The sequence below is a fragment of the Paenibacillus sp. NPDC058174 genome, assembly GCF_042883865.1.
In the GTDB taxonomy this organism is placed as follows: Bacteria; Bacillota; Bacilli; order Paenibacillales; family Paenibacillaceae; genus Pristimantibacillus.
In genome coordinates this window covers 447,128-472,594 of sequence record NZ_JBHVUY010000004.1, presented here as the reverse complement: position 1 = coordinate 472,594, position 25,467 = coordinate 447,128, and the positions used below count along the sequence as shown (strand labels likewise).

Sequence of the window (25,467 nt, the reverse complement as noted above, 5' to 3'; positions counted from 1 at the left end):
AATTGCGGAATCGCGTCATCAAATACGAAAAAGAGGCTCTAGGAGCCTCTTTTCAGCATAATCTATATCATTTTTTGATATTGCCCAGGCGTCATGCTTTCATACTTTTTGAAAATACGGATGAACGTATTAATATCATGAAAGCCGACTTGGCCGGCAATCGACTTGATGCTGTTGTCTGAATCGCGAAGAAGCTGCTTAGCCTGCTCCAGGCGAAGCAGGTTGAGCGTATCCAGCAAACCGCTTCCCGTCTGCTCCTTGAACAGCCGCGATAAGTAGGTTGGCGTCAGACCGAATCGCTCGCCGATCATGGCAATATTTAAGTTGGGATCCTGATAATGCTCGCCCAAGTACGATTTAATTTCCGCGGATAGCTGCTGGAGTGTCCGGTTTCGGGAGCTTTGCTGCAGCTGCTTTTGCTTGTCCGCTGTATAGGCGCATACATCACTGACAATGATCAGCAGACGCTGTTCCATTTCCTTGATCGACTCGCCAGCCATAATATGTGCAATCCAGTCCGGACTATTAACCGGCAGTACCTCTTCATTGCTTCCAACCTCCGCGATGATGCGCACCAGTGTACTGATCAGATTGAGCATCAAGCATTTGAGCAAATCGGGTGTGAGCTGCTGCTCCATGCTATCTGTAATTATCGCATGAATCATCGCCTTCGTTTTATCGCCGTCTCCCGATTTAATGACGTTAATCAATTGCTGCTCTAATTGAATCGGATAGGTGTACTGCAAACCGGACTCCGGATTGCGTGCGATATCATCTATCATCAATATGCCCGGCTGTCCGACGACCATCATATATTCCATCGTGTCCAGCGCCTCGCGGTAAGCGAGTGCGATACCTTCTATAGAACGCTGAATGCGGCTGATCGAAATCTCGGACTGGATATTGAAGTGCTGACCCAGAAACTCGCGTGCCTGCTCAGCAAGCTCCCGAATCTCCTGCTTATGCCGCTCCGTCTCACCTTCATTCAGGCTGATCAAGCAAGCGATATGATCGTCAATCTCACTCACGTAGCCGCGATGCGCAGCACCCGCCATATCCTCTACAATATTAGTCACAATGAACTGCATGAGCCTCGATTTATCATGAATGCCGGGCAGCTCGTCCAGATGCATGCTAAACCGCTCATAATCGACATGGAATAGCAGCACCGCAAATTGATCGGATAGAAAATGGACATCGAAGGCGGATAACGATTCATCCAGACCGATCTGATGCTCCATCCTTCCCTTGAACAATCTTGAAAGCATATTGGAGCGGAGCAGATTGGACTGCTGCTTCATCTTGAACTGCGTTTTCTCCTGTTCATTTAGCGTATCGGAGATGGCCTGTTGAATATAGAGAAACTCATTGTCGGCGTTGGCCGTCTTGCCCTGCGAATGTTTGAGCATGCGCAGCAGCGAACGCACCGGACTATAGTTGCGGTACAAAAAGACAAGTGCAAGCACAAGGCCGCCAATAACGCTTATACCGAGGCCCAGGTACGTTATTTTGCGCAGGTAATCCGTCTTGTTCCAGAACAGATTGCTTGGGATGACCGTGGCGTAAATCAGCTCGGAATTTTGCGATTTGATGTAGAGAAACTCCGACCTTTGTCCATTCACTTCGGTGAAAGAGGTTCCCGAATCACCCGCCAGCTCCGGGCCTGGCAGGAAGCCTGGTCCATCTGTCTGCTGCGTGGACAACAGAATTTGGCCATCGGGGTTGAGCAGCATCACTTGCCCGCTGCTATACTCGCTTACATTCTGGATAACCTCCATCAGCCTCCCGGTATCCAGCAGTACAACAGCTGTTCCCGGCGGCGGCTCCTGACGATTGCCAGGGAAGGACTGGATATAGGCTAGTGTACTGCCGGACTGGTCCCGATTTTCCAATTTAATAAACTTGCCCGCATTATTGCTTTGCATAATGTTGAGCCAGACTGGATAAGAAATCGTCTGATGCTCATGGACCGTTTCATAGGACAGACGGCTGCTGCGGTAGACACCCGGCTCCAATACAAGGTCCTGGTCTCTGAAATAGACATAATAGGTTTTGAAGGAAGGATATAACGATTGATAGATCGCCATCTCCTGAACGGTCTTATGGAGGCCATATAAGTCATTATCAAGACTATCGGGCGTCTTGTATTGATTGGAATAGAGATAACCCCTGATGCGGACATTCCAAGTCAGTTCCGTCGTCAGCCTCTCCGCAAGCTGGATTTGATTATCTATCGTTTCCCGCACTTCTTTCAGCAGGACGTTGTTGGCGCGATAAATCTCGCTTTTCAGAATAGCCTGTGACTGTACATAAACAAAAATGCTTATTAATACAGGAACAGTCAGGATCGCCAAATACGATAGCAGCCATGTCATCATCACGCTTCTACGATGAACGATAAAGCGTTTCCACAACATAAGGCTCCCCCTTTTATATCAGCATAGTGTATTCGATTATAGCACAGGAAAACGATATTGAAACCGCTTCAATCCATGTCGTGAATATCAGGAAAGTATTGCCTAAATAATGGATCGAATCTATAATTGTATGAATTTACAAAATCGTACATTTCAAGGGGGTTCAACATGCTACAGGCCTATTGGTACATAACAAAGATGAGAATGCTCACCAATCTGGCTTACCGGTTTGAGGTATTCACTTCTGTCGGCACTAACCTGATCATTATGCTGGCGTCTGTCTTCCTATGGCAGACTGCTTACGGAGGCGGTATCGGACAAGTCCAGTCGCTTAGCCTGCAAGATCTGACTACCTATACGATTCTATCGATTATTCTCTCATCGATGTTCGTATGCGATGTTCAGGACACGATCTATTACAAAATCAGAGAGGGTCAAATCGTCACCGATTTCTATCGCCCGATCCCGCTGCTCGCCTGTTATTTGGCCGACGATATCGGGGGCAGCCTCAGTTCGCTGGCTAATAAAGCGCTTCCGCTCATCGTATTCGCATCGCTATTTTTCGGAATACCATGGCCCTCATCCTTCCTGAACTTCCTGCTCTTCATCCCCAGCTGCCTGCTTAGCTACGGCATTCTATGGCTGCTAAGCGCCTTGGTTGGCCTAATCGCATTCTGGGTGATGGAGCTTGGCAACATGGGGATGGTCAAGGACAGTATCGTGCGCGTCTTGTCGGGCAGCATCGTGCCGCTCTGGTTTTTCCCTGAAAGCGTCCAGACAGTCTCCAAGTATCTGCCGTTTCAGTATACCTACCAGACGCCGCTTGGCATTTACATCGGCAACATAGGAACGAAGGAAGCTCTGACGGCATTGGCCGTTCAAGCCGTATGGGTCTTTCTTCTGTTCCTTCTGCTTGCGGCAGGCTGGAAGCGTACGAAGAAAAAAACTTTAATTCAGGGAGGATGAGACAGCAGCCATGATGTCATCAATCCGGCACTATGTATCCGTCGCATCCTGCTTCGCACGCCTCGCCGTACAGCGGCAGCTGGAATATCCGCTGTTCCTGTTCAGCTGGCTGCTCATGATTCCGATTCAATATTTCTCCGGAATATGGATGCTCAAAATTATCGTCGACCGTTTTCAACCGCTTAACGGCTGGGACTTTCCCGAGCTTACCTTTCTGTATGGGCTCGCACTAGTCAGCCACGGCATATTCGTCGTCTTTTTCATCAACACCTGGCATATCGACAATATGGTCATTAACGGCGGCTTCGACCGTCTGCTGCTGCGCCCGATGAATGTGTTCTTCCAGCTCGTCGCTAGCTATGTCAATTTTATCGGATTAATTGATTGTATTCCCGGCATCATTATCTTTCTGTACGGCTGTCAGCTCGTCGGCTTCGAGTGGTCGTTCTTCAATATTGTGAAGCTGGTGCTTGTCTTGCTGGGAGGCGTCCTGCTGCGTGCTGCGCTGTTTATCAGTCTGGGCACTATTGCCTTCTGGACGAAACGAAACGGCTCGATGGTCGGCTTCGCTCTCTCCATGCTGGAGCGCGCCACGATGTACCCGCTTAGCATCTATCCCTTTGTGCTGCAAGCGTTGTTCACCTTCCTGATTCCGATCGGGTTCATCAGCTTCTATCCCGCAGTCGAGTTTCTCGGCAAGGATAGCGGTATGGTGCAGCTGCCGCTCAGTTTGGCATTATGGACGCCTATTATCGGTCTGGCTTGCTTCCTGCTGGCGCATTGGATTTTCAGAATCGGAATGAAAAATTACGAGAGCGCTGGCTCTTAGACAAGTAGGGAGTGATCTGGCATGGAAACCGTTATCGAGGTTAATAATCTAGTGAAAGAATATACGATTACGAAGAAAGAAAGCGGCCTAAGAGGCTCGCTCAAGAGCCTGCTCTTCCCTCAGAAAACATTGGTGAACGGCGTGGACGGCATTAGCTTCTCAATCGGAAAAGGAGAAATCGTCGGTTATATCGGGCCAAACGGCGCAGGGAAAAGTACAACGATCAAGATGCTGACCGGCATCCTCCATCCGACCTCAGGTTCGATTAAAGTATGCGGCATATCGCCGCAAGCGGACCGCAAGTCAGTCGTTCGCAAGCTCGGCGTCGTCTTCGGTCAACGGACGCAGCTGTATTGGGATCTGCGGCTGGGCGAATCCTTTGAGCTGCTGAGACGGATTTATCAGATCGAGATGGCGGCTTACGAGGAGACACTTGCTATTCTGAGAGATGTGCTGAAGCTCGATGAATTTATCGATACACCCGTACGCCAGCTGTCGCTCGGACAGCGGATGCGAGGCGATCTGGCAGCGGCCATGCTGCATGCGCCGTCGGTGCTGTTTCTCGATGAGCCAACCATTGGTCTTGATGCCGATGCGAAGCATGCCATCCGCAATTTCATCAAAGAAATTAACCGGACCCGCGGCGTAACCGTCATCTTGACGACCCATGATCTGGATGATGTAGAGCAGCTGTGCAACCGTCTCGTTGTGGTCAACCATGGCAAAATCGTCGAGGATGGTCCTATCGATTCCATCATTCACAAGCTGGCGCCATACCGTCTGCTTGTCGTTGAGCTGAAGCAGCCTTGCGAGGATCTCGTTCATCCGTCTGCAACCATCATCAAGCAGGATGGGCTGAAAATCTGGTATCAGTTCGAAAAGAAACGGATATCTGCCGCGGAGCTGATCTCCGATCTGTCGCAGAAGCTGCCGATTCAGGATTTAAGCGTAAAGGAACCGGATATTGAAGACGCAATCCGCGAAGTGTATAAAACGACGTCCGCTGTCTAGCATTATCCGGCAGCCCTATTATTCTCTTGAACAATAGGGCTGTCTTTTTATTTCATAGAGCCGCTATTCATCTGCCATTAATTAGTATATTCTGTAAGTGATTCACCACTTGTCCTTCAAAGGAGGCATTATGATGAAATGGTTACGAAGAGGTGTTCTGTTAATGGCAATGCTGCTGGGGTTCAGTTCGCTTCCGGCACTCGGGTTCGCGCTTCCCGGGGAAATTTCGTATTACAGCGGCTCCACTCTCTTCACCCGCTACACCGGATCAGAGACGTTCAATGGCAGCTCGTATACACCTCATTCACCTAACCGTTACAACAGCTATGAGAAAAGGTTCAAGCTTCATTTTGACAAATACCGCTATAAATTTAGAAGCTCCGGCAGCACCACCTTTTATTTTGCCATCGCCAAAATCACCCCCGACTTTCCAGACGGTCAATCCATGTACGAGCAGCAGCTAAGCAGCTTTGGCTCCTATTCCAATTATTTGGACGGGGACTACTATATCTACATGTATGACTTCTCGGGGGGAACTTCCAACCTGAATCTCTCTCAGCTGGAGGTTAGCGCAGTCACTCCCGGCGAAGTGAGGATTTACAGCCCCGGTTCCTTCTCCTACACTTCCGGATATTTCGCTGGATTGGGTTCGTCCTATCTGCTCAGAGGCAGCACGCATACCATTGATACTTATGTAGAGGGTACACCAACCTCCGTTGTCGCTTCCGTCACAACAAGCACCGGCACGACCGTACTCGGCAATTTGTCCTATGTTCCCGGTACAATCGGCCGTTATAAGCTGGACTATACGTTCAACGAGCACTATGACACCCGAAACGCGCAGAAGCCTACGCTCAAAATAACGGCGACCTACCCTAACGATATTCGCGGCGCATCTGTCGTCGTTGCCTCTCAGCCCATCTACGTAACGGAGATGGATTACAACTACTACCAGCGCAACGACTCCACATGGTATTACAACTCGCCTACGGATAACAGCTTTGCAGGTGCTGCGACGAGCGCATTTACGTGCTATCATTTTGTTGCAGATATTTCGGATACCTCTTACACGGGATCCCCGCAGCAGGGCAATGATGCTGATATCATCAACTTTATGAAAAAGCAGGGTGCTCACGTTTCCCGCCCTGGCATTAGCTATTCAACGTCATCGATGACGCCAATCGCCTTCCCGGATGCGATTTATTACACGAATTATCATTTTGCAAAGGTAACGAACTGGGATGCAAGCGGCAATCCGACGGAGATCGTCTCCAAATGGGGCGGCTTGGAGCTTATCAAGAGTACCTCAGCGGCACCGTTCTCCAACTCGATTGCCACTTACGGCGCACCGCGCATTTACTTTAAACGTTAATTTGATCCGCTGACGCGAAAAAGCCAGTACCGGTAGTGAACTGTACTACAGTTCACATCCTTGGTACTGGCTTTTTGTTAACTATCGTTCGTTAATTGGGATTACTCTTTCCAAGGCGAGTGCAGGACACATTCGCAGAAGTTAGTTGGCTTGAAGCCAGGCAGTAGCATCGCGCATACATCCGCTTTAATATTGCCGAACGTCGTCTCCGGCTTATGCTTGAAGCCTTCCAGGAAAGCAGGCAAAATTTTGTTCTTAAATCCGTTACGCGGATAGGCAGTGACCACTTGCCCGCGCACTTCTTCGGTCAGGCTTTCGAAGTTTTCGCCCATGACGTCATAACCGACGCCAGAGTAGATCAAGGCCACCTCAGGTTCTTTGTATTGCGCTACGCCAATTGTGGTATGCAGTGCAATCGCATCCCAGACGAGACGGGACGATTCCTCAGGAACGCCGTGGCTCCGCAAATAATCGCGCGCAGCGTTCGCACCGTCCACCTCGAAACGCTTGTCCGGGCTGCTGTAATGTTTCGTCAGGCCGAGATCGTGAAACAAAGCGCTAATGTACAGCAGCTCGCTGTCATATTTCACTCCGTTGTTAGCACCCTGCAGGGCTCCAAACAAATAGACGCGGTGCGAATGGTTCCAGAGCAGGTCATTTCCGTGCTCGCGAAGCAGTTCAGCGGCGCCCAGCGCCAGCTTGCTGTCCGGGATTTTAATATCGGCGATAGTAGTAGTCATTGCAATTTCCTCCCTAGATTTCAAATGGTGTAGCTCGTTAATCTTAGTGTTGCTGCTTGATGAACAAAGTATAATCCGGAGGGTGTTATAAGTAAATATTATTGTTTCTATTGTAATGATAGATTACATCGATGATATGGAAGTGAAAAAACAGGACCCGGTTAGAGCCCTGCTGTAGTGACGAGCTGTATACGGGATCGCTGCGCATTTTGGTTCATGCTGCTATTCTTGATTCCATTTGCCTCATCGCTACATGATGATAAATGGCTAGAATCTTCAAAAAAGCATCCTGAACTCAAAACGCTCCGCTCTCCCCCCTCAGCCGTGCATCGTCTCAGAGCAAGAAGGTTCAGTTCAGATACCAAACAAGACGATCGCAGCTATACCTCACTCTTGATGACACTACGACCGACCTCATTGGCACTCGCATCAATCTCGTGCAAGAAAGCAAAAATACGCTATTTGATGCCTGCTACATTAGCAACGACTATCGAATGAGTCAACCATTATCCTATCCTGCACCACCACACCGCTCCGCTAATCTACTACCTGCTGAAACAACAGTACGATTGGTCGGCCGTCACTCTATCCTGTAACGTCACACCACTTACTGGGAACAACAAAATGTAAATGTGCAGGTTATTAGCCGCTTTTTCGGCAATTTTTCGCTTCAAAATGCAAATATGCAGTTTGATTGGCTCGAAAAGGCGCTATAGCGTGAAATAGAAGGATTTCAAATGTACTTTTGCATTTTGAGCGATGATTTGGACATTTTAAGGCTGATCAACATGCACTTTTGCATTTTGATGTTCATGTAGCCATAAAGGCCGGCGGATGGAATTGCATGCGTGAGCCAATCTCACAGCTTGGAGCTGTGAAAAGCGATATGCGCCTTCTGCAGATGCAGAAGGCGCATATCGCATCTTAACTAGCTGCTCGTACAGTCGTCACAGACCCATACTGCGACGATTAGCACCAGCTTCCCTAAAAGTTACTTAGCAAACAGCTTTTCCGCGTCTTCCAGCGCCATGAAATGGCCGATGGAGGAGTAGTCCAGCCACTTTTGCCCGTCGAGCACATAGACATGCTGATTCTTAACGGCTTTTAGATTTTGCCAGATCGGATTTTTGGCCAATTCATCGAAGTTGGCTTTGGCTTCATTGCCTTTGCTTATAATGACAAAGATTGCATCCGCGTCGAAGTCCGGCAGCACCTCATGCGAGATGACAGCGTATGGTTTATCGACGATTTTTTCTACACCAGCAGCTGGCGCAAGCTTCAGATCTTCAAACATAATCGGTCCTAGCGGACGCTTCATGCCCATGACGCGCAGCTCCTTCGCCGTCATCCGGATCGCCATCACTTTGGCATCGGCGCCAAGTTTTTCGTGAATCATTGTGCTTACATTAGCAGCTTTGGTCTCGTAGTCGGCAATAAACTTCTCAGCTTCCGCTTGCTTGCCTACTTGCTCGGCAATTCTTCGCAAATGATCACGCCAGGTTCCCTCGTCCATATTGATGCTGACCGTCGGAGCGATTTTTTCAAATTTGCCCACATCTTCGCCCGTATATACTTCATCGATAAAAATGACATCCGGCTTCGACGCCAGAACGGCTTCCATGTCGGGATCAGTTACGACACCATATTTCGCTGCGCCCTCCAGACGATCTTTTACATGGGGGAGAAAATCCTTGACGTCGCCGCCAATAACCGAGCCGATCGGCTTAATGCCGAGTGCAAGCAAGTTGTTCGTAATATGTATTGACATGGAAGCGATTTTCGCATCGCCGTATTGCCCCGTTTGCTCGACCCCGCTGGTATTCGTATTTGAACCTTCTTTCGAGCCTGTACCTTTATTAGCTGCTTGTCCGCATGCAGAGAGCAATATGACGAGCATAACGACCGTTAGCATAAACAAACCTTTTTTCAACTTCATCCATCTCCTGTTCCATCTTCTCTAAAATTTCGTTTTAAACAGCATATACAAAAAGTACGGTCCGCCTACCATCGCAACGACGATTCCCGCCGGTATTGCAACAGGCTGCAAAATAGACCGGCCAATCGTGTCCGCCGTGACTAGAATAACAAGCCCTGTAAGGGCGGCTACCGGCAAAAAATAACGATGCTGCGGCCCGGCCAGCCGTCTGGCAATATGTGGCGCAACCAGCCCGATAAAGCCTATCCCGCCTGCCATCGCAACGCTTGCGCAAGACAAGGCTACTGCTGCGGCCAGCATCACAATCCGATTGCGGGTGACTCGGCTGCCGATTCCCGAAGCGAGCTCATCCCCCAGTGCAAACAGATCCAGCTTCTTCGACTGGCTATAGAGGAAGGGGATCAGCAGCACGATCCAAGGAAGCAGTGTCCAGACATGAATCCATTCCCTGCCCCAGACGCTTCCCGCCAGCCATCGCGCAGTGAAGGAATAGGTATCCTCGTCCAGCCGCAAGGAAAGAAACAGCGTAAAAGCGCTAATTCCCGCCTCAACGGCGATGCCAACCAATATAAGCCGGATCGGCAGCAGTCCTTTAAACCGGTCATAAGCAAACAGAAAAATGATGACGGCCGTCACTACGCCGCCTGCGAAGGTAAAGATCGGAATGAGCAGCGCTGCTGGTCCCTCCATCGTCCTAAAGAAAGAAACGAACACGATGAGGCCAAAAGCTGCGCCCGCATGCAGTCCGAAAATTCCGGGGTCAGCCAGTGCATTCCGCGATACGCCTTGCAGCACGGCACCGGCTACACCAAGCCCCATTCCCGCCAATGCGGTAATGACAATGCGAGGCAGACGATATTCGAATAAAATCAGCACCTGCTCACTCGTCCCATTGCCCCATAACGTATTCCAGACCTCTGACGGCGACAAACGAATTGATCCTGTATTGAGGGCGATGGTCACGACTGCAATCGCTAATAAGAGAAGCGTGAAGGACGCCCATAAAGCATTCCGAAGCCGGTTGGCTTGAATCCGGTCCATCTACAGCTCCCTCCTTTCCTTGCGAGCCAGGTAGAGAAAGAAAGGAACGCCTACCATCGCCACCATGCCGCCAATTGCGAATTCACGCGGCGGGTGAACCATTCGCGAAGCGAAATCTGCCCAGACCAGCAGGATAGCGCCAAGCAAAGCGGCGAACGGAATTGTGATCCGATAATCTACGCCAACTAAACGGCGAGCCATATGAGGGATAACGAGGCCAACAAAGCTGATCGACCCTGCGACTGCTACCGAGGAGCCGGCAAGCACAACTGCAGCCGCCATTCCGAAAAAACGGATCCGCCCGACGCGAACGCCAAGACCCGCAGCCGTCTCCTCGCCGAAGGCCATGGAAGTAATCGACCTTCCCATTGCCATAGAGCCGCCAATCGTGAGCAGTACAACAGGCGCGAGCCACTGCAAATGCTCCCATCTGACCCCTGCCACACCTCCTGCATACCAGAAGGCCAAATCCTGGCTCAGGTCATAATAGATCGCGACGCCGCTGCTTAATGAATGCAGGATAGCAGCGACGACCGCTCCGGCGATCGTAAGCTTCAATGAAGTCAGCCCGCCCCGAGTGGCGGAGCTGAGTGCGACAATAATTAACGTGCTTAAGGCCGCTCCAGTAAAAGATAAAATCATCAACTTTCCATAGGCAAGACCCGGCAATAGCGCAAAGGAAAGCGCGACGACAAACGCCGCCCCTGCATTCACGCCAAGAATACCGGTATCCGCCATCGGATTCCGCGTAACTCCTTGCATCAATGCACCTGCCACGGCAAAAGCCATTCCCGTTAACACCGCGCCGAGGACGCGGGGCAGCCTTAGCACATGAACAATCTGATGCGCCGTATCTTCTTTGTTATAGTGAAAAATCGCGGACCATACCGTCCGCAATGTCAGCTCTTTAGCACCATAGGAGACCGCCAGAAACATGGAGAGCAATAAGGCCGCAATTGCAGCCGCAAACCATAGACTTATTTGCCATTTTTTATTCCCGTTCATCTGCTTCGCGCGAGGATGCCTCCATTTCTTAAAGATAATATTGATAATCATTATCATTATCTAATTATAACCGTCCCTCTTCCTCCGTCCATGACATATTCCAAGCTTCCTTCATGGACAATTCCAAGATTTCCGGCTCTATTCCATATGGATTTATTCTCCTTATCGTAAGGATGCCTCACCTGACAGCAGTAAATACGCCTCTTCCAGCTGCCAATTGATCATTTGCGGCGAATAGAGAATCCACTTGTCCCAATCCACTACAAAAACACGACCATTCTTGACTGCAGGATGCGCAGCCCAAGCTGGCTCCGAGACGATCCATTGCTGTACCCGCTCACGATCCTCGCTCGTCTCCGCTGCAACTAACAAATAATCAGCTTCATAATCTCCGATCTCATGCGGTGCGATGCCCGTCCAATTAAAGCCTGTCCCTTCAGCATAGAGACTCAACTGCTCCTGAATTCGCTGCGGCGGCTGAAACCCCAGCGACCGGTAAAAGACATGTCCGATATTTCGCGATCCGTACATGCGAAGTCCTTTGGCGCGCACGCTGCATACCGCGACGGTCGGACCCGCAACAGCAAGCTTTCCTTCAAGCTTGCGGCGAAGCTGTTCGGCCTTGCTTTTATGCTCAGCTATCCATGCTTCAGCAGCCTGCTTCCGGTCAACGAGCTCCGCAATGGCGGTCAAATGGGCATAGATATCCTTCGTCGTCCATGGAATGGCGATGACAGGGGCAATATCATTCACGTTTTCCAGCGCTTTCCCGTGAACATTATCCTTGCACAAGATCAAGTCCGGCTTCACTTCCGCGAATGTATCACGGCTAATTTCCCACAATTCAGTACCATGCCGCGGCAAGCGAAGCGATTGCTCCAAGTCCGGCAAATAAGCATGAAGCTGCGCTGCGCAAGGCATAATGCCAAGGGTTAGCAAGTGGTCGGTATAGGGATATGACAGCGAGACGATCCGCACATTTTTGCTGCTGGCAAATAAAGCCGGCGGATAACCGCTGATCTCCTTAAAACGGCGGCTGAAATAAAATTCATCGCTATAGCCGACATCCTGGGCAATTTCACGTATCGACCTGCCGGTCTGAAGCATCATTTCTTTGGCTTTATTCACACGGAGATGGGTAAGGAAGGAAACCGGGGTTTTACCCAAACGCCGCTTAAATAGCTGGGAAAAATAAGTCGGATGCAGGTCTGCCAGACTGGCAAGCTTGTCTACCCGAATTTCTTCACGATAATGGCTTTGCATATAGTGGATCGCCTGCTTCAACCGCTCCTCGATATCGTTCATCGCTACCGGTGCGGCCTGCTGCAAAATGCCTCTCAGCAAGTCATGCAAATACTGCTGGGCTTGGAAACGGTTATGCGCCTGCATGCGCTTGCCTTCGGCCGCCAGCAAATAGAAATACCTTTTGAACAGATGGGTGCTGGAGAGAATTTGCCCTTGCAGCGGGAATGCAGTCTCCCTAATGAAAAACCGGCCTGCATCCTTCTGCTGCAGACGCCCGTTTAAACGGAAAATATCGAAGGTCAGCCAGCTTAACTCGACTTGTACAATCGGTTCTTGCCGGAATTCAAGAAGGGTTCCAGGCGCAAACACATGAAGCGTATTGCTTTCCAGTCTGGCTTCAATCCCATCCACTTGAATAAAGGCATCCCCCTTCGCCACATATAAAAGGGCATGATGCTCTAGTGGCAGACTGCCGCTCGCCCAATCGGGTCGTCTATCGGAATTTCGAGCTTCTATTAGCTCAAATATCGTGTCGTTCAAAAACTGCTCGGCATTCATGTTATCCGCGTCCCCTTGTCCAGCCAGCGCAGCCTTATGCCGCCCGCGTAATTATTTTTTCATTGTAGTCAACGCGGAGCTCTCCTGCAATAGATCGTCTCCCTGCCGCTAAAGGCTGCCCCGTATCGCATACAATCTGCGGTAAGCTGTAGGCGTCATCCCTTCATGCTCCATGAATCGTTTGTTGAAATAGCTCACACTGGGGTATCCGGCCTCCTCTGCAATTTGCCCGATCGTAACATCATCCCGCTCCAGCAGCCATTGCTTTGCCGCCTGCAAGCGGCAGCGGGTAATGAATGCCATCGGCGTCATCCGCGTCGCACTCTTGAACAGCTTGCAGAAGTGATACGTCGTAACGCCAAGCTTATCTGCCCATTCATCCAAAATAAAGGGTTGGCATGCTTCTTGCTGCATCAGAGGAAGAAGCTCCATAATCCGGTCGGCAGAGGTAGCCGCCTTGCCCCGATTGAGCACGGCAGCCTGTTCGACGAATGCAGTTAGAACCGCGTACGTGAGCAGGGACAGACGACTGGGATGAAGCATGCGATGCGTCTCAGCTTCCGTCAGCAGTTCTTCATGAGCCTGCACGACAAGGGCAGGCTGCCGAAGCGTCCACAGCGGGCTTTTGTGAAAGCCCTGCTCCAGTAAATAATCGCGGAGTCCGCTACCTCCATAGAAGTGCAGCCAGCGGACATCCCACGGCTCATCTTGGCTGCTGTAATACCGCTGCTTCTGCAGCGGGAAATACAGCACCGCTTCTCCTGCGCGCAGTTCGTGAATGACTCCGTCCAGCTCCACAAATCCTTTTCCGGAAACGACGTAATGAATATTGAAATTGTTAAGCGCCCCCGCTTCCCTCGATACGGTATGCTCCGGATTTTCGCGATATTGACCAACCGATTCCGGGAAGCAAAAGTATGGCATCGCAGGTAACGTAAGCAATAAGCTATGACGCTGCATCTTCAAACACCTCAATGACAATATTCTTTTAATGGGAGGCAAAATAATATTATTTTAATTTTAATTCGCATCGCCTATAATCGCAATATAATCATAAACCAACAAACAAAGCGAGGGTGAATCATGAGCAAAAAGTTGAAATGGGGCATTTTGGGTTGTGCCGGAATTGCAAAGGGAGCCGTTATTCCGGGACTGCAATTATCGGAATTGAATGAGGCAGCAGCTATCGCAAGCCGCGATGGAGATAAAGCAAAACGGACAGCCGAGGAAATGCAAATTCCAGTCGCATACGACAGCTACGAGGCGCTTCTTGCCGATCCTTCAATCGACGTGATCTATATTCCGCTGCCGAACCATTTGCACAAGGAATGGGCCATTCGGGCGGCGGAAGCAGGCAAGCATATTTTATGCGAAAAACCGCTCGCTTTAACAGAAAGCGAAGCGGCAGAAATGGTCGAAGCCGCCGACAAAGCAGGTGTTCTGCTTGCCGAAGCTTTCATGTACCGTTATCACCCTCGCTATCAGACAATAAAAGATTTGATCGCCTCTGGCGCTATCGGCGATGTGCGGGGCATAAGCGGCGCCTTTACGTTCAACAATGCCAAGGATGCAGCGAATGTCCGCTACCGCAAAGAATGGGGCGGCGGCTCGATCTATGATGTCGGCTGCTACCCTATTAGCGCGGCTCGGTTGCTGCTCGGCAAAGAACCCGAAGCCGTTACGGTGAACGCCCAGTTCTCGCCTGAGCATGATGATGTCGACATGATGGCTTCCGGCCTGCTCGAATTCGAAGGAAACGTATCACTGACCTTCGACTGCGGCATGTGGTCTGCCTTCCGCAACCCGCTCGAAGTGCTGGGCAGCGATGGCATCATCGAGATTCCTTCTGCTTTCGTAACTCCATCGCAAGAGAGCGGCACCATTTATTTGAACGCAAACGGAGAACGCAAAGAAATCGAAGTTCCTTATGTGAATGCCTATACCGCACAAGCCGATCATATTGCCCGCTCTATTACAGAAGGTACGCCGCTGCCGTTCCCTGCTTCCGACGCCATTCTCAATATGAGAGTCATTGACGCCTGCTTGCTGTCCGCACGTGAACGGACAAGAGTCGTACTGAAACCGTAAGCGCTAGCAAATAGACATAATCGCAACTATTTAACGGGAGTAATATTTAACGAGGAGGCTAGCATGGCTATGGATTATTTACATGTACAAGGACTCGATAAACCGGTGTCGCGCCTGATGAAGGGCTCTGACTATTTCTATCATAGCGCTTACGACAAAGCGGCAGCGAATTTGGATGCTTTCTTTGCAATCGGAGGCAATTCCATTGATACCGCTCATATTTATTGCGGCGGGCAAAGTGAGGAAGTGATCGGCCGATATATGAAGGAAAGGGGCAACCGGGAGCAGTGGGTTGTACTGACCAAAGGCGCGCATCATGACCAGAACGGCCCGCGCGTCAGCCGCGAAGCGATCCGCAGCGACTTGAAGGACAGCCTGGAGCGTCTGCAATTCGACTATGTCGATATGTATGCGCTGCACCGCGATGATCCCTCCGTCCCTGCAGGTGAAGTCATTGAAGCACTGAACGAGCATATCGCATCTGGGGCGGTGAGAGCGATCGGCGTATCCAACTGGAGCTGGCAGCGGATTCAGGAAGCCAATGAATATGCTGCTGCCAACGGCTTAGTCGGCTTCTCCTTCAGCAGCCCCAACCTCAGCTTGGCGAAAGCCAATGAGCCTTTCTGGGCCGGCTGCATCTCCGCCGACGAAGAGACCTGTGCTTGGCATGAGGCGAACCAGATTCCTTTGTTCTCATGGTCTTCCCAGGCCAGAGGCTTCTTCACCGGAAGATTCTCGCCAGAGGATCGGTCGAACGAAGATTTGGTCCGTGTCTTCTACAGCGAAGACAACTGGGAGCGTCTTGAACGGGCCAAGCAGCTGGGTGAGCGCAAGAACGTATCAGCCATTCAAATTGCGCTGGCATACGTGCTGAACCAGCCTTTCCCGACCAGCGCCCTGATTGGCGCCCAATCGCTGGAAGAGCTTCGCTCTTGCGATGAGGGGTCACAGATTGTGTTGACCAAGGAAGAGCTGGAGTGGCTGGATCTGTCATCGGATAGCAAGTAACAGCAGGAGCTGCAAAAGGTCAATAGAGGAGGCTAGGCGAATGCCGGCATCTCTATTGACCTTTTTTTATTATGAATATTAAGAGATGTTCTTCGTTAATATAATTTCAAGCGGCTCGTTCTCCAGCAACAGACATCCGGCATCCTTGTAGCCAAGCTTCCGGTAGAAATGCTGCGCTTCTTCATTGGCCAGTGTCGATGTCATCACGAACTTATGGCCATTCCGCTTCATTTCCTCTTCCCAGAACAGAACGGCTTGCTTGCCTAGCCCCTGCCCCCGGAATTCATCGTCGAGCCAGAGCATATTCATAAAAGGCGTATTGTCCCAGAAATAGCCGTATCTCAGCCATCCGAAGCTATTGCCTTCCTTGCTGCGAAGCATATATATTTCTTGGGCATTGATTTTGGTTTCAATTAAATGCTGGAGCAAATGTCTGTCTCTCTCCAAAATATAATCATAATCCGCCATAGTGGCCTGCTCTATTATCATCGGCTATGCGTCTCCATTTCCGCTTCTTAAACTGGTTTACTGAAAATAAAAGAAATTGGATCTTTTTGCTGACGGTCACTCGCTTCTATACTGTTCATTAACGATATAAAACAAGAGGTGTATACGGATGGCTACAGATACTTTGCGGCTACAAGGAAAACGAGTCGATTTGCTGCGAATGGACGAGCACCATGCCTGGCCTTTGCTTGAAGCGGCACACGGTATGGCAGACTGGTCTCTTTACATGAAGCCTCTCCAAACGCTTGACGACGTGCAGCATTTCATTGACAAAGCCAAACAAGAGGAAGCTGCGGGCACCTGCATTCCTTATGTCATCTGGGATCATACAGAACAAAAAATCGTCGGAAGCACCCGTTTATTCGATCTGTCCGCAGAGCATCGCGGTCTGGAGATTGGCAGTACGTGGCTGAACCCTTCCGTCTGGCGTACCCGCGTTAACACGGAGTGCAAATACTTATTGCTGCGCCAAGCCTTTGAACACCTCCATATGCTGCGCGTGCAGATAAAAACTGACCTTCGCAACCTTCAATCCCAAGCGGCCATCGAACGTCTTGGCGCCGTCAAAGAAGGTATTCTTCGCAATCACCGCATTCTCCACGACGGCTATGTGCGGGATACCGTCATGTACAGTATTACGGATGAAGAATGGCCGGGAGTTAAAGCAAGGCTGGAAGCGATGCTGGCGCAGTACGAGCAATAGCCCAGTTGACTGTACTCGCATTTCAGATAAATGCCTCCAGTACCTGACTTAACTGTCCTGCTATTCACCTTTTGCCTTTTGCCTTTCCCCTTTCCCTATCAAAATGTAAATCTGCAGGTTGTCAGCCGCTTTTTCGACGATTCGTCGCATCAAAATGCAAAAGTGCAGTTGATCGACCTAAAAAGCGGCTATAGCGCGAAATTCGTGGATTTCAAATGCACTTTTGCATTTTGAACGCTATTTTGGACCTTTTAAGACTAATCAGCATGCACTTTTACATTTTGTTTCTTAATTGGCCTGGAGAGACAGCCTGTGGAGCATTATCTCTTCCGATCTGCCACTTCCGATTGGTCGCTTTACTCCGTGGATTGACGCGCTTGAAGTCAGCCTGAGAGTTCCGCTCAATTCGTCAATTCTATTTGCGAGTTTAGGATTAGCTAGAGATGATCATCCACAGCACGCAGGTTACTGAAAAGAATAGGCCGCTCAGCATGTGCTAAGCGGCTTTTTTAGGTTGACGCTAATTTTGTTTAACGGATGTTGCTACAGCTTGAGACCGAGATCCAACGTAACATTCAACAAACGGAGAATCATAACGACCGACTCTGCACGAGTGGCTGTTGCATTCGGATCAAACTTGCCATCGCTTTTTCCGCTGATGATTCCGGCTTCTGCAAGCTGGTTGATCTGGGCTTCCGCCCAGCTTCCTGTTACATCTTTAAACTTGGAATCGCCTGTGGCCTCACCCAGCTGCAATACCTTCGAGAGGATAGCAACCATTTCTGCTCGGGTGATCTCATTGTTTGGTTTGAATGAACCATCCTTGTAACCGCCAATAATGCCATTGACTTTCAGCGCATTAATTGCGCTTGCTGCCCAGTGACCTTGGGTATCTTCAAAAGAAGCATCTCCCGTGGACTCGATTCCCAGTGCCTTGACCAGCATACTCGCAAACTCGGCTCTTGTTACACTTGCATCCCCTTGGAAGGTACCATCCTCATAGCCGCTGACAAAACCGATTTTGGCAGCCAGTTCGATTGCAGAGGCGCTCCAGCTATTCGCCTTCACGTCTGAGAATGATATCGTGGAGTCGGCGTCAACAGCTGTTTTCACCTTTTCTTTCACCGCTTCTGCTTTGACAAGCTTCTCATCAAGAGCAGGCTTTTCTGGCTTCTGCGTTGGCGTTGGTGTCGGGCTTGGACTTGGACTTGGTGTCGCTACTGGCGGCATACCGCCGCCAGTGCCACCTCCGCCACCGCCAGGACCGCCGCCGTTGCCTCCGCCATTGTTACCGCCGCCGCTTCCTGCAGCAACCATGCGAAGTATGTTCAGATTGTAGGAATTGCCTTTCTCCACAGTGAATTGATCCGTAGTCAGATCTTTATAGCCCGGCTTTGTAATCGTTAACGTGTACGTACCATCCGGGATATTAATGAGAGAGAAAATGCCGCTACGCGGTAAGGTTGTCGTAACAGTATCTGTTCCGTTAACTCTAACAATAGCATTGTCTATTGCTTCATTACTCTCATTCTGAACTGTTCCTAATACTTGTGAATAAAAAACATTAAAATCCGGTATTAACGTCACTTCATTCTCGTTAACCACATTGTTATCTGGTGTAGTATGAAATGAAACATAACCCGCTTTCTCTACAGATAAATGGAATATTCCCGCAGGCACATTTTCGCTTACAAATACGCCATTATCATCAGTTACTACCGTTTCAAACAGTGTACCAGGATATTCACCAATATAAATACTTACCGAAGCACCGGATAATCCCTCTCTCGTTGCCAAATCTCTAATCTTCCCTTTTACGGAGCCAGTCTTCTGTGATTCAGCTGCCTTTGTTACAACAACCGGAATAGAGATGGTTCTAGCTCCATCGTCCACAACTTTTCCATCTTCCAGTGTTGCTGTTATAACTCCTTCCCCTTCACTCACTCCAACAATTACGCCAGTACTAGAGACCTTCGCAATCGAAGAATTCGAGGAGGTCCAGCTAACCTTTGATGTCACATCACCATAGGTTGCAGTAATATAGAAAGCCCTAATCGCTGCCGTTGCCGTTTGACCTACTTGGAGCTCCAGTTGACTCGGATTGGCTGTCAAAAAGAGAACTGTCTTGGGATCCATTTCTCCCTCTTTTACAAGAACGAGATCGCTCGGAGTAGTAGACTGACCTCTAGTAACTGAAAAATTTTCTGTAACCAAAGGTTCATACCCTTCCTTGGTAACAGTCAGCGTATACGTTCCAAGTGGCACATTCTCCAGCTTAAAAAAACCTGAGTCTTCTGATGTAGTCAATTGATATTCAGTACCTGTAACGTTTACCGTAACGCCTCCGATTTCAAAACCCCATTTGTCCGTGATCTTACCAGTGATTTGAGAGAATGCCATGTTATACGGTTCAATAGTCAAGATCTCATCGTTTACGGACATCTTATCAGTCATCCAATTTACCGGAACATAATTATCTTTTCTAAGCATCAAAAAGATTGTTCCTTCGGGTACATTGTTGAACGTATATTTACCAGCCGAATCAGTGACAGTTGAACCGACTTCAATTGCCCCATAGAAGAGTCTCACTGCAACTCCACTTAGGGGAGTATTGGTTGCCAAGTCATTAACAAGCCCTGTTACGGTTCCCGTTGCTACAGGCACAGGTCTTGCTGTCACAACGACGGGAATCGATACTTCCTTGCCATCAAGCGCAGCAGTTATATTTGCACTTCCTTTTTGCAGTCCAAAGACTCCACCGTAATTAGTTACATGTACGATTGCAGGGTTAGAAGAAGTCCATCTTACAAGTGACGTCACATCAGCATATGAACCATTGCTATAATGAGCAGTGATATAGACCGATGCCAGTTGACCAGCCTCAACCTCAATAGACTGCCGATTCGCAATTAATTCGACAACTGTCTTAGGAGGGGGAGATGTCTCACCATCAGCTAGAAGCGTGATAATCCCTAATGAGGCACTTGCGCCTTGACCTGGAGACACTGTAAAACTTTCTGATACCAGAGTCTGGTATCCAGGTTTTGAAATGGTCAACGTATATGTTCCATATTGAACATTTGAAAAATGAAAATATCCTGAAGCTTCAGGTGTAACCGTGAAATACGGCTGACCCGTTACTTGAATATCAACACCGCCGAGTTCAGCTCCTTGTGAATTTTTCACTATACCATCTATAAGAGAGTGTTTCATGAAGAATGGCGAGACTGTAACGACTGCGCCCGCAGTTACCGTATTACCAGTAGGAGCTACATTTAAGGATACATATCCCTCTTTCACAAATTTCAAATAGAACTTGCCCGCAGGTACATTGTTGAATGTATACACGCCGTTAATATCGGTAACAGTCGAACCTATTTCTTCTCTGTATATTCCATCACTGCTGGACAACAATATTTTAACTGTAACATCGCTGAGGATATCGTAGGTTGCCAGATCTTTAATAACCCCCGTAACCGTCCCCGTATCAGAAGTTGGAGCTGCCGTTACCGTGCTACTGCTAAATAAAGAAACTAGAAGAGCCACTAAAGTAAGCATAGAAACAAATACTTTTTTTGAAGTTTTTTTGAACTTCAGTCTCATATTGTTACCTCCGAATTTTTTTAGTTTTTAAACCAGGATAATTGGCCTATGCAATAATCTTTTCGAACTATAACATTAGCAAATTATTCAATATTACATTCTACTATAATTGTAAACATATTGAAATGACATTTCCGAATTGAATAGAAACAAAGTTTTACGTTAATTAGCTATCATGCTGATCGAGCAGTAATTTTGTCATCTAAAGCATAAAATTGCAACTTTCTAGCATGTATGCGTATTTATTTTTATGATTTTCCAACAAATCGACAAGATGATTCTCCCAATTTCGAGCTTTTCCGATATAATACAAATAAGAAATATGCTTATTAATATTTCATCTACTACATTCACATGGTTAAAAAGGAGATACATATGACCGAGAACATCCTCGTACGCAATAACGTAAACGTGATAGGAACAGGTGCGAAAACGATTGTGTTCGCGCATGGCTTTGGATGCGATCAAACGATGTGGCGCTATATCGTTCCTAACTTTATAGACGACTACAAGGTTGTATTATTCGATTATGTAGGCTCCGGACAATCTCAAATTAATGATTATGATCCTGTAAAATATAGTAATTTGCAAGGCTATGCGCAAGATGTGCTTGAGATTTTGGATGCGATGGCGTTGAAAAATGTCATTTTCGTCGGGCATTCCGTCAGCAGCATGATCGGCCTGCTCGCGTCTATCCGCGGCGGCTCCGATTATTTCGAGCGCATCGTCATGATCGGGCCATCGCCGCGCTATATGAACGACCTCCCCGACTACTATGGAGGCTTCGAAAAAAGCGATATCGAAGAGCTGCTGACGATGATGCAGCTGAATTTTATCGGCTGGGCCAGCTATCTGGCGCCTATCGTCATGCAAAATCCGGAGCGTCAGGAGCTCACAGAGGAATTGGAGCAAAGCTTCTGCTCCAGGGATCCGCGTATTGCCCGTCAGTTTGCCGAAGTGACCTTTCTGTCCGACTGCAGAAGCAGCCTTCCAGAAGCAACGGTTCCGACGCTTATTCTACAATGCTCACAGGATAGCATCGCCCCGGTGGAAGTCGGGCAATATTTGCACGCTCATCTTAAAAACAGTACGCTCCAACAAATGACGGCAAAGGGCCATTACCCTCAGCTAAGTCATCCTGAGGAGACGACTCAGCTCATCAAAGCTTATTTGGCAAGCAAGTAGCATCTGGAGGATCGGCATATGGATATTCAATTAGATACAGCTCCCTGCGGCTACTTCTCCATTTCGGACAGCGGCATCATACTAACCGTGAATCAAACCTTGCTGGATATGCTGCTTTATGAACGTCATGAATTGCTGGGCCGGCATATTGAATCCGTAATGTCGGTGACGAACAAGCTTTTTTTCCATACCTATTTTTATCCTTACATTCAGATGCATGGCCATGTCAACGAGATGTACTTCTCGCTCCGAACGAATTCACAGCAGGATTTACCTGTCCTTCTGAACGGAGTTCGCCACCAACGCGACGGACAGACTGTTATGGATTGCGTTGCCGTCGTGATGCGCAAGCGGATCGAACATGAGCGTGATATTCTTCGGACGAAAACAAAGCTAGAGGAGCTGTATCAGGCTACTAACGAGGCCAATCATAAACTTGAAGCTTTGCATGAAGAATACGAGGTTAAGCAGCAGGAGTTGATGCGAATCAATCTGCAGCTCGAAACGATGGCCTCCACCGATCCGCTGACCGGATTGCATAACCGTCGGTTTTTCCAAGTCAGCCTGCTGGCTCTGCTTCTGTCCTTCCGGGAAACCGGGAAGCCGTTCTCGCTGCTCATTATCGATATTGATCATTTCAAGCGCATCAATGATACGTTCGGGCATCCGGCCGGCGATGCCGTGCTTGTCCATTTGGCGAGGCTGCTGAAGTCGATGGCCCGTGACACGGACATCATCGCGCGTTTTGGGGGCGAAGAGTTCGTCATCATTCTTCCGAGTACCCGTGAGGAAGATGCCATTTTGACTGCTGAGCAATACCGGTCTGTAATCGCTAGCTCTCCATGCGGCGAACATACGATTACTGTAAGCATTGGCGCTTCGACGGTTGGCCCCGGAGACAATGATGAAACGCTGCTCCATCAGGCGGACACAGCCCTTTATGTCTCCAAGAGCAGCGGCCGGAATCGGGTGACTCACTCCAATCATCTGGTGCCTGCCCAAGACTGACGTGCTACGGATTAAACAGCCGTTCCTGCATAGAGGAGCGGCTGTTTTTTATGTTTTTTTACCGTTATAAGAAGCACTTCACTATCTATTAAAGATAATCATTAGCCGATACAGAAATGGTAGTCATTCAATAAATAGGAAATAACTTTAGTTAATTGAAAGGATGAACGTAGTCTCATGGTGAAGAAGCATCTGCGTATTGCCGTATTTTTCATTGTAATTACCTGTTTATTCAGCGCTTCGGCCGCCTATGCCGAGCCACTCAACCAAAGCGTGATTGAGGAGGAGGATGACGACGACGATGAGGTTTTCGTATATGTTCCGGAAACGGATATTACAAACCATCCTGCAGAGCGTCTGTTCCAATGGGCTGAACTAGAGCATATCATTGACGGATATCCAGACCTCAGCTATAAACCCGATCAACTCGTTACCGAAGCTGAATTTCTTAAAATGCTGTATAGAGCCTTCGGTATCGCTATACCAACGGCAACCAGACCGAAACCCGGCACTGATTGGACCGAAGGCCCTTATCGAGTAACAACTTACTTCAATCATGCTACTCAAGGTGCGTCAGATCAGAAGCTTAGAGCGGAGCCCATTACCAAACTGCACGCTGCAGAGATCATTAGCTCTGCCAACGGGGTTCATTATAACGGCGAAGACGCTATAGCCTATTTGATCGGATACGGAATGGCGAACAGCAGCGCCAAAACCCCAAACGACTTTCATGGTGACGATACCTTTACCCGAGCAGAGGCGCTCCAGTGGATTCGGCAGCTTGCGCTTAGAGGCATGCTGTCCATCCAAGTACGGCCGGAAGCTCCCAGTGATCCTCATTTGCTTCCTTCTCTGCCAGCTTCAGCGATAGGAACCTTACCGGATTTCAGTGAAGTCCCACTTGAAAGCGAAGATTTCAATCTGCTGGGAGCCGATCCATTCCCGGCCGTGAATTGGGGAGTTTCCAAGCAATCTATCGATGATCTTTTTGGAATTTCTAATGAAAAGGATATGTTCTCACTATATCGTTATCCGGATTTCTCTGCCCACTTCAATAAAAAGGGTCAACTGGACGCGTGGTTTGCCAAATATTTAGAGGATGATGACGAAGAGGTCTCACATACAAGCCCGCGCTTGCGTACAAATAGAGGAATTATTGTAGGCGAGAGCACGTTAATTGACGTTTTAGGGCAGTACGGAACGTTCGGATATATGGATAGAGGATTGGCAAGCTATTATTATTCAAAAAACGCAGACGGATCGTTCACACCAATTGACTATTACTCCTCTGCCAACCAATCTTCGGGCTTTGAAAACAAGTATGTACTTTCTTTTGCTTTCGATCACGACAGCCTTGCCGTCAAATTCATATTCGCCTCTACTGTTGCCTATGCGTCTAGTTCATTGGAACCGTAATAAATCATCTAGACCAGCCTACTAAGAAAAATTGCATAAAAACAATAAACAACGAACAAAACGACTGCTAAATTGGACATCCCATTCTATGGATGGTAACCTTGCTATGTACGCTGCTTATCTTATGAAGGAGGACTACCTGATGAAAAAGAGATCTATTGCTTTTCTATCTGCTGGCATCGGGTACTCTACCGCTGTTTTTTTTCTAGAATTCATTTCGACGGGATAGGTCTGTCCAAAAAAGAATGAAAACTACAAAAATGCAGTGGAATCATAGCGGCACTGCCGTTGTGTGCTTCCTAATCGATAAGGAGACGTTACTACATGACAAATTCAGCACATACGACCGTTCAACGATACAACCCAGAAAGCCTGGCCAAGCCTGTAGGCAGCTACAGCCATGTTACCAAAATAAGCAGAGACGCCGAGATGTACGTTTTTTCTGGTCAAATCGGCATCGATCCCAATAATGTTATACCCGATGATTTCAATGAGCAGGTTACCTACGCGATGGACAATATTGTACAAATTCTTGCTTCGCAAAATTTAACGCCCGATCATGTCGTTAAAGTGAATATTTGGGCCACTCAAGAAATCCACTGGGACCACTTTTATGACATTTGGAACCGTGTATTCGGCCCTACCCCGCCATCCATGACGGTCGCTTATATTACAGCACTGGGCCTGCCCAAGCTGAAAATCGAGCTGGATGTCTGGGCTGCTGGCTGATCTCACACATACTAATATGTAGAGGATTATTCCTCTACCAAGGAAGAGCCTCGGAACAATAGTCCGAAGGCTCTTTTTTTCTTTAATAGCTGCTGTATAA

20 protein-coding genes are annotated in these 25,467 nt (G+C 48.7%); 11 read left to right on the top strand and 9 right to left on the bottom strand.

Annotated elements, in window-relative coordinates; translation table 11 throughout:
• Positions 1 to 62 precede the first annotated feature (62 nt).
• Positions 63 to 2,417 (bottom strand): helix-turn-helix domain-containing protein, encoded by a 2,355-nt coding sequence (locus tag ACFVVF_RS21280; protein WP_387813980.1) that lies wholly within the window; start codon positions 2,415 to 2,417, stop codon positions 63 to 65.
• A gap of 168 nt (positions 2,418 to 2,585) precedes the next feature.
• On the opposite strand from ACFVVF_RS21280, the gene ACFVVF_RS21275 reads away from it, so the two are divergent.
• The 4 genes from ACFVVF_RS21275 to ACFVVF_RS21260 all read left to right on the top strand — a co-directional run bounded on the left by ACFVVF_RS21275 (position 2,586) and on the right by ACFVVF_RS21260 (position 6,595).
• The gene (locus tag ACFVVF_RS21275; protein WP_387813978.1) at positions 2,586 to 3,383 is read left to right on the top strand and encodes an ABC transporter permease; all 798 of its coding nucleotides are present in this window, start codon (positions 2,586 to 2,588) and stop codon (positions 3,381 to 3,383) included.
• A 10-nt stretch (positions 3,384 to 3,393) separates the two neighbouring features.
• Complete coding sequence (locus tag ACFVVF_RS21270) at positions 3,394 to 4,212, top strand: ABC transporter permease (RefSeq protein WP_387813976.1); 819 nt, start codon at positions 3,394 to 3,396, stop codon at positions 4,210 to 4,212.
• Positions 4,213 to 4,233: 21 nt separating this feature from the next.
• The gene (locus ACFVVF_RS21265) at positions 4,234 to 5,223 is read left to right on the top strand and encodes an ABC transporter ATP-binding protein (protein ID WP_387813974.1); all 990 of its coding nucleotides are present in this window, start codon (positions 4,234 to 4,236) and stop codon (positions 5,221 to 5,223) included.
• A gap of 130 nt (positions 5,224 to 5,353) precedes the next feature.
• Positions 5,354 to 6,595, top strand: coding sequence for a hypothetical protein (locus tag ACFVVF_RS21260; protein ID WP_387813972.1), 1,242 nt, complete (start codon positions 5,354 to 5,356; stop codon positions 6,593 to 6,595).
• 101 nt (positions 6,596 to 6,696) lie between these two features.
• Here ACFVVF_RS21260 and ACFVVF_RS21255 read toward each other — a convergent pair whose 3' ends face one another.
• The 6 genes from ACFVVF_RS21255 to ACFVVF_RS21230 all read right to left on the bottom strand — a co-directional run bounded on the left by ACFVVF_RS21255 (position 6,697) and on the right by ACFVVF_RS21230 (position 14,080).
• A complete protein-coding gene (locus ACFVVF_RS21255; protein WP_188888734.1) occupies positions 6,697 to 7,335 on the bottom strand; it encodes an HD domain-containing protein in 639 nt (212 codons plus the stop codon).
• A 991-nt stretch (positions 7,336 to 8,326) separates the two neighbouring features.
• Positions 8,327 to 9,265, bottom strand: coding sequence for an ABC transporter substrate-binding protein (locus tag ACFVVF_RS21250; protein ID WP_387814302.1), 939 nt, complete (start codon positions 9,263 to 9,265; stop codon positions 8,327 to 8,329).
• A 27-nt stretch (positions 9,266 to 9,292) separates the two neighbouring features.
• On the bottom strand, positions 9,293 to 10,312 hold the full coding sequence (locus ACFVVF_RS21245) for a FecCD family ABC transporter permease (protein WP_387813970.1): 1,020 nt from the start codon (positions 10,310 to 10,312) through the stop codon (positions 9,293 to 9,295).
• Positions 10,313 to 11,317: a FecCD family ABC transporter permease gene (locus ACFVVF_RS21240; RefSeq protein WP_387814300.1), complete on the bottom strand. Its 1,005-nt coding sequence runs from the start codon at positions 11,315 to 11,317 to the stop codon at positions 10,313 to 10,315.
• Positions 11,318 to 11,479: 162 nt separating this feature from the next.
• The gene (locus tag ACFVVF_RS21235) at positions 11,480 to 13,120 is read right to left on the bottom strand and encodes an ABC transporter substrate-binding protein (RefSeq protein ID WP_387813968.1); all 1,641 of its coding nucleotides are present in this window, start codon (positions 13,118 to 13,120) and stop codon (positions 11,480 to 11,482) included.
• Between the two features lie 108 nt (positions 13,121 to 13,228).
• Entirely contained in the window at positions 13,229 to 14,080 is an 852-nt protein-coding gene (locus ACFVVF_RS21230; RefSeq protein WP_387813966.1) for a helix-turn-helix transcriptional regulator, read from the bottom strand.
• 123 nt (positions 14,081 to 14,203) lie between these two features.
• Here ACFVVF_RS21230 and ACFVVF_RS21225 point away from each other — a divergent pair, with 123 nt between their 5' ends.
• Together ACFVVF_RS21225 and ACFVVF_RS21220 are read left to right on the top strand one after the other, a co-directional pair.
• Positions 14,204 to 15,208, top strand: coding sequence for a Gfo/Idh/MocA family protein (locus ACFVVF_RS21225; RefSeq protein ID WP_387813964.1), 1,005 nt, complete (start codon positions 14,204 to 14,206; stop codon positions 15,206 to 15,208).
• 69 nt (positions 15,209 to 15,277) lie between these two features.
• Positions 15,278 to 16,216 carry an aldo/keto reductase gene (locus tag ACFVVF_RS21220; RefSeq protein WP_387813962.1) on the top strand — a complete coding sequence of 313 codons (939 nt, stop codon included), beginning with the start codon at positions 15,278 to 15,280 and terminating at the stop codon, positions 16,214 to 16,216.
• Positions 16,217 to 16,294: 78 nt separating this feature from the next.
• On the opposite strand, the gene ACFVVF_RS21215 is transcribed toward ACFVVF_RS21220, so the two are convergent.
• Positions 16,295 to 16,705 carry a GNAT family N-acetyltransferase gene (locus tag ACFVVF_RS21215; RefSeq protein ID WP_387813960.1) on the bottom strand — a complete coding sequence of 137 codons (411 nt, stop codon included), beginning with the start codon at positions 16,703 to 16,705 and terminating at the stop codon, positions 16,295 to 16,297.
• A 127-nt stretch (positions 16,706 to 16,832) separates the two neighbouring features.
• Between ACFVVF_RS21215 and ACFVVF_RS21210 the strand changes: the two genes are divergently transcribed.
• Positions 16,833 to 17,426 carry a GNAT family N-acetyltransferase gene (locus ACFVVF_RS21210; protein WP_387813958.1) on the top strand — a complete coding sequence of 198 codons (594 nt, stop codon included), beginning with the start codon at positions 16,833 to 16,835 and terminating at the stop codon, positions 17,424 to 17,426.
• Between the two features lie 543 nt (positions 17,427 to 17,969).
• Here ACFVVF_RS21210 and ACFVVF_RS21205 read toward each other — a convergent pair.
• The gene (locus ACFVVF_RS21205) at positions 17,970 to 21,029 is read right to left on the bottom strand and encodes a carboxypeptidase regulatory-like domain-containing protein (RefSeq protein ID WP_387813956.1); all 3,060 of its coding nucleotides are present in this window, start codon (positions 21,027 to 21,029) and stop codon (positions 17,970 to 17,972) included.
• A gap of 375 nt (positions 21,030 to 21,404) precedes the next feature.
• Here ACFVVF_RS21205 and ACFVVF_RS21200 point away from each other — a divergent pair, with 375 nt between their 5' ends.
• The 4 genes from ACFVVF_RS21200 to ACFVVF_RS21185 all read left to right on the top strand — a co-directional run bounded on the left by ACFVVF_RS21200 (position 21,405) and on the right by ACFVVF_RS21185 (position 25,367).
• Positions 21,405 to 22,214, top strand: coding sequence for an alpha/beta fold hydrolase (locus tag ACFVVF_RS21200; RefSeq protein WP_387813954.1), 810 nt, complete (start codon positions 21,405 to 21,407; stop codon positions 22,212 to 22,214).
• 18 nt (positions 22,215 to 22,232) lie between these two features.
• The gene (locus ACFVVF_RS21195) at positions 22,233 to 23,222 is read left to right on the top strand and encodes a sensor domain-containing diguanylate cyclase (RefSeq protein ID WP_387813953.1); all 990 of its coding nucleotides are present in this window, start codon (positions 22,233 to 22,235) and stop codon (positions 23,220 to 23,222) included.
• A gap of 177 nt (positions 23,223 to 23,399) precedes the next feature.
• Positions 23,400 to 24,638: an S-layer homology domain-containing protein gene (locus ACFVVF_RS21190; protein ID WP_387813950.1), complete on the top strand. Its 1,239-nt coding sequence runs from the start codon at positions 23,400 to 23,402 to the stop codon at positions 24,636 to 24,638.
• Positions 24,639 to 24,962: 324 nt separating this feature from the next.
• Positions 24,963 to 25,367: a RidA family protein gene (locus ACFVVF_RS21185; protein ID WP_387813948.1), complete on the top strand. Its 405-nt coding sequence runs from the start codon at positions 24,963 to 24,965 to the stop codon at positions 25,365 to 25,367.
• Positions 25,368 to 25,467 lie beyond the last annotated feature (100 nt).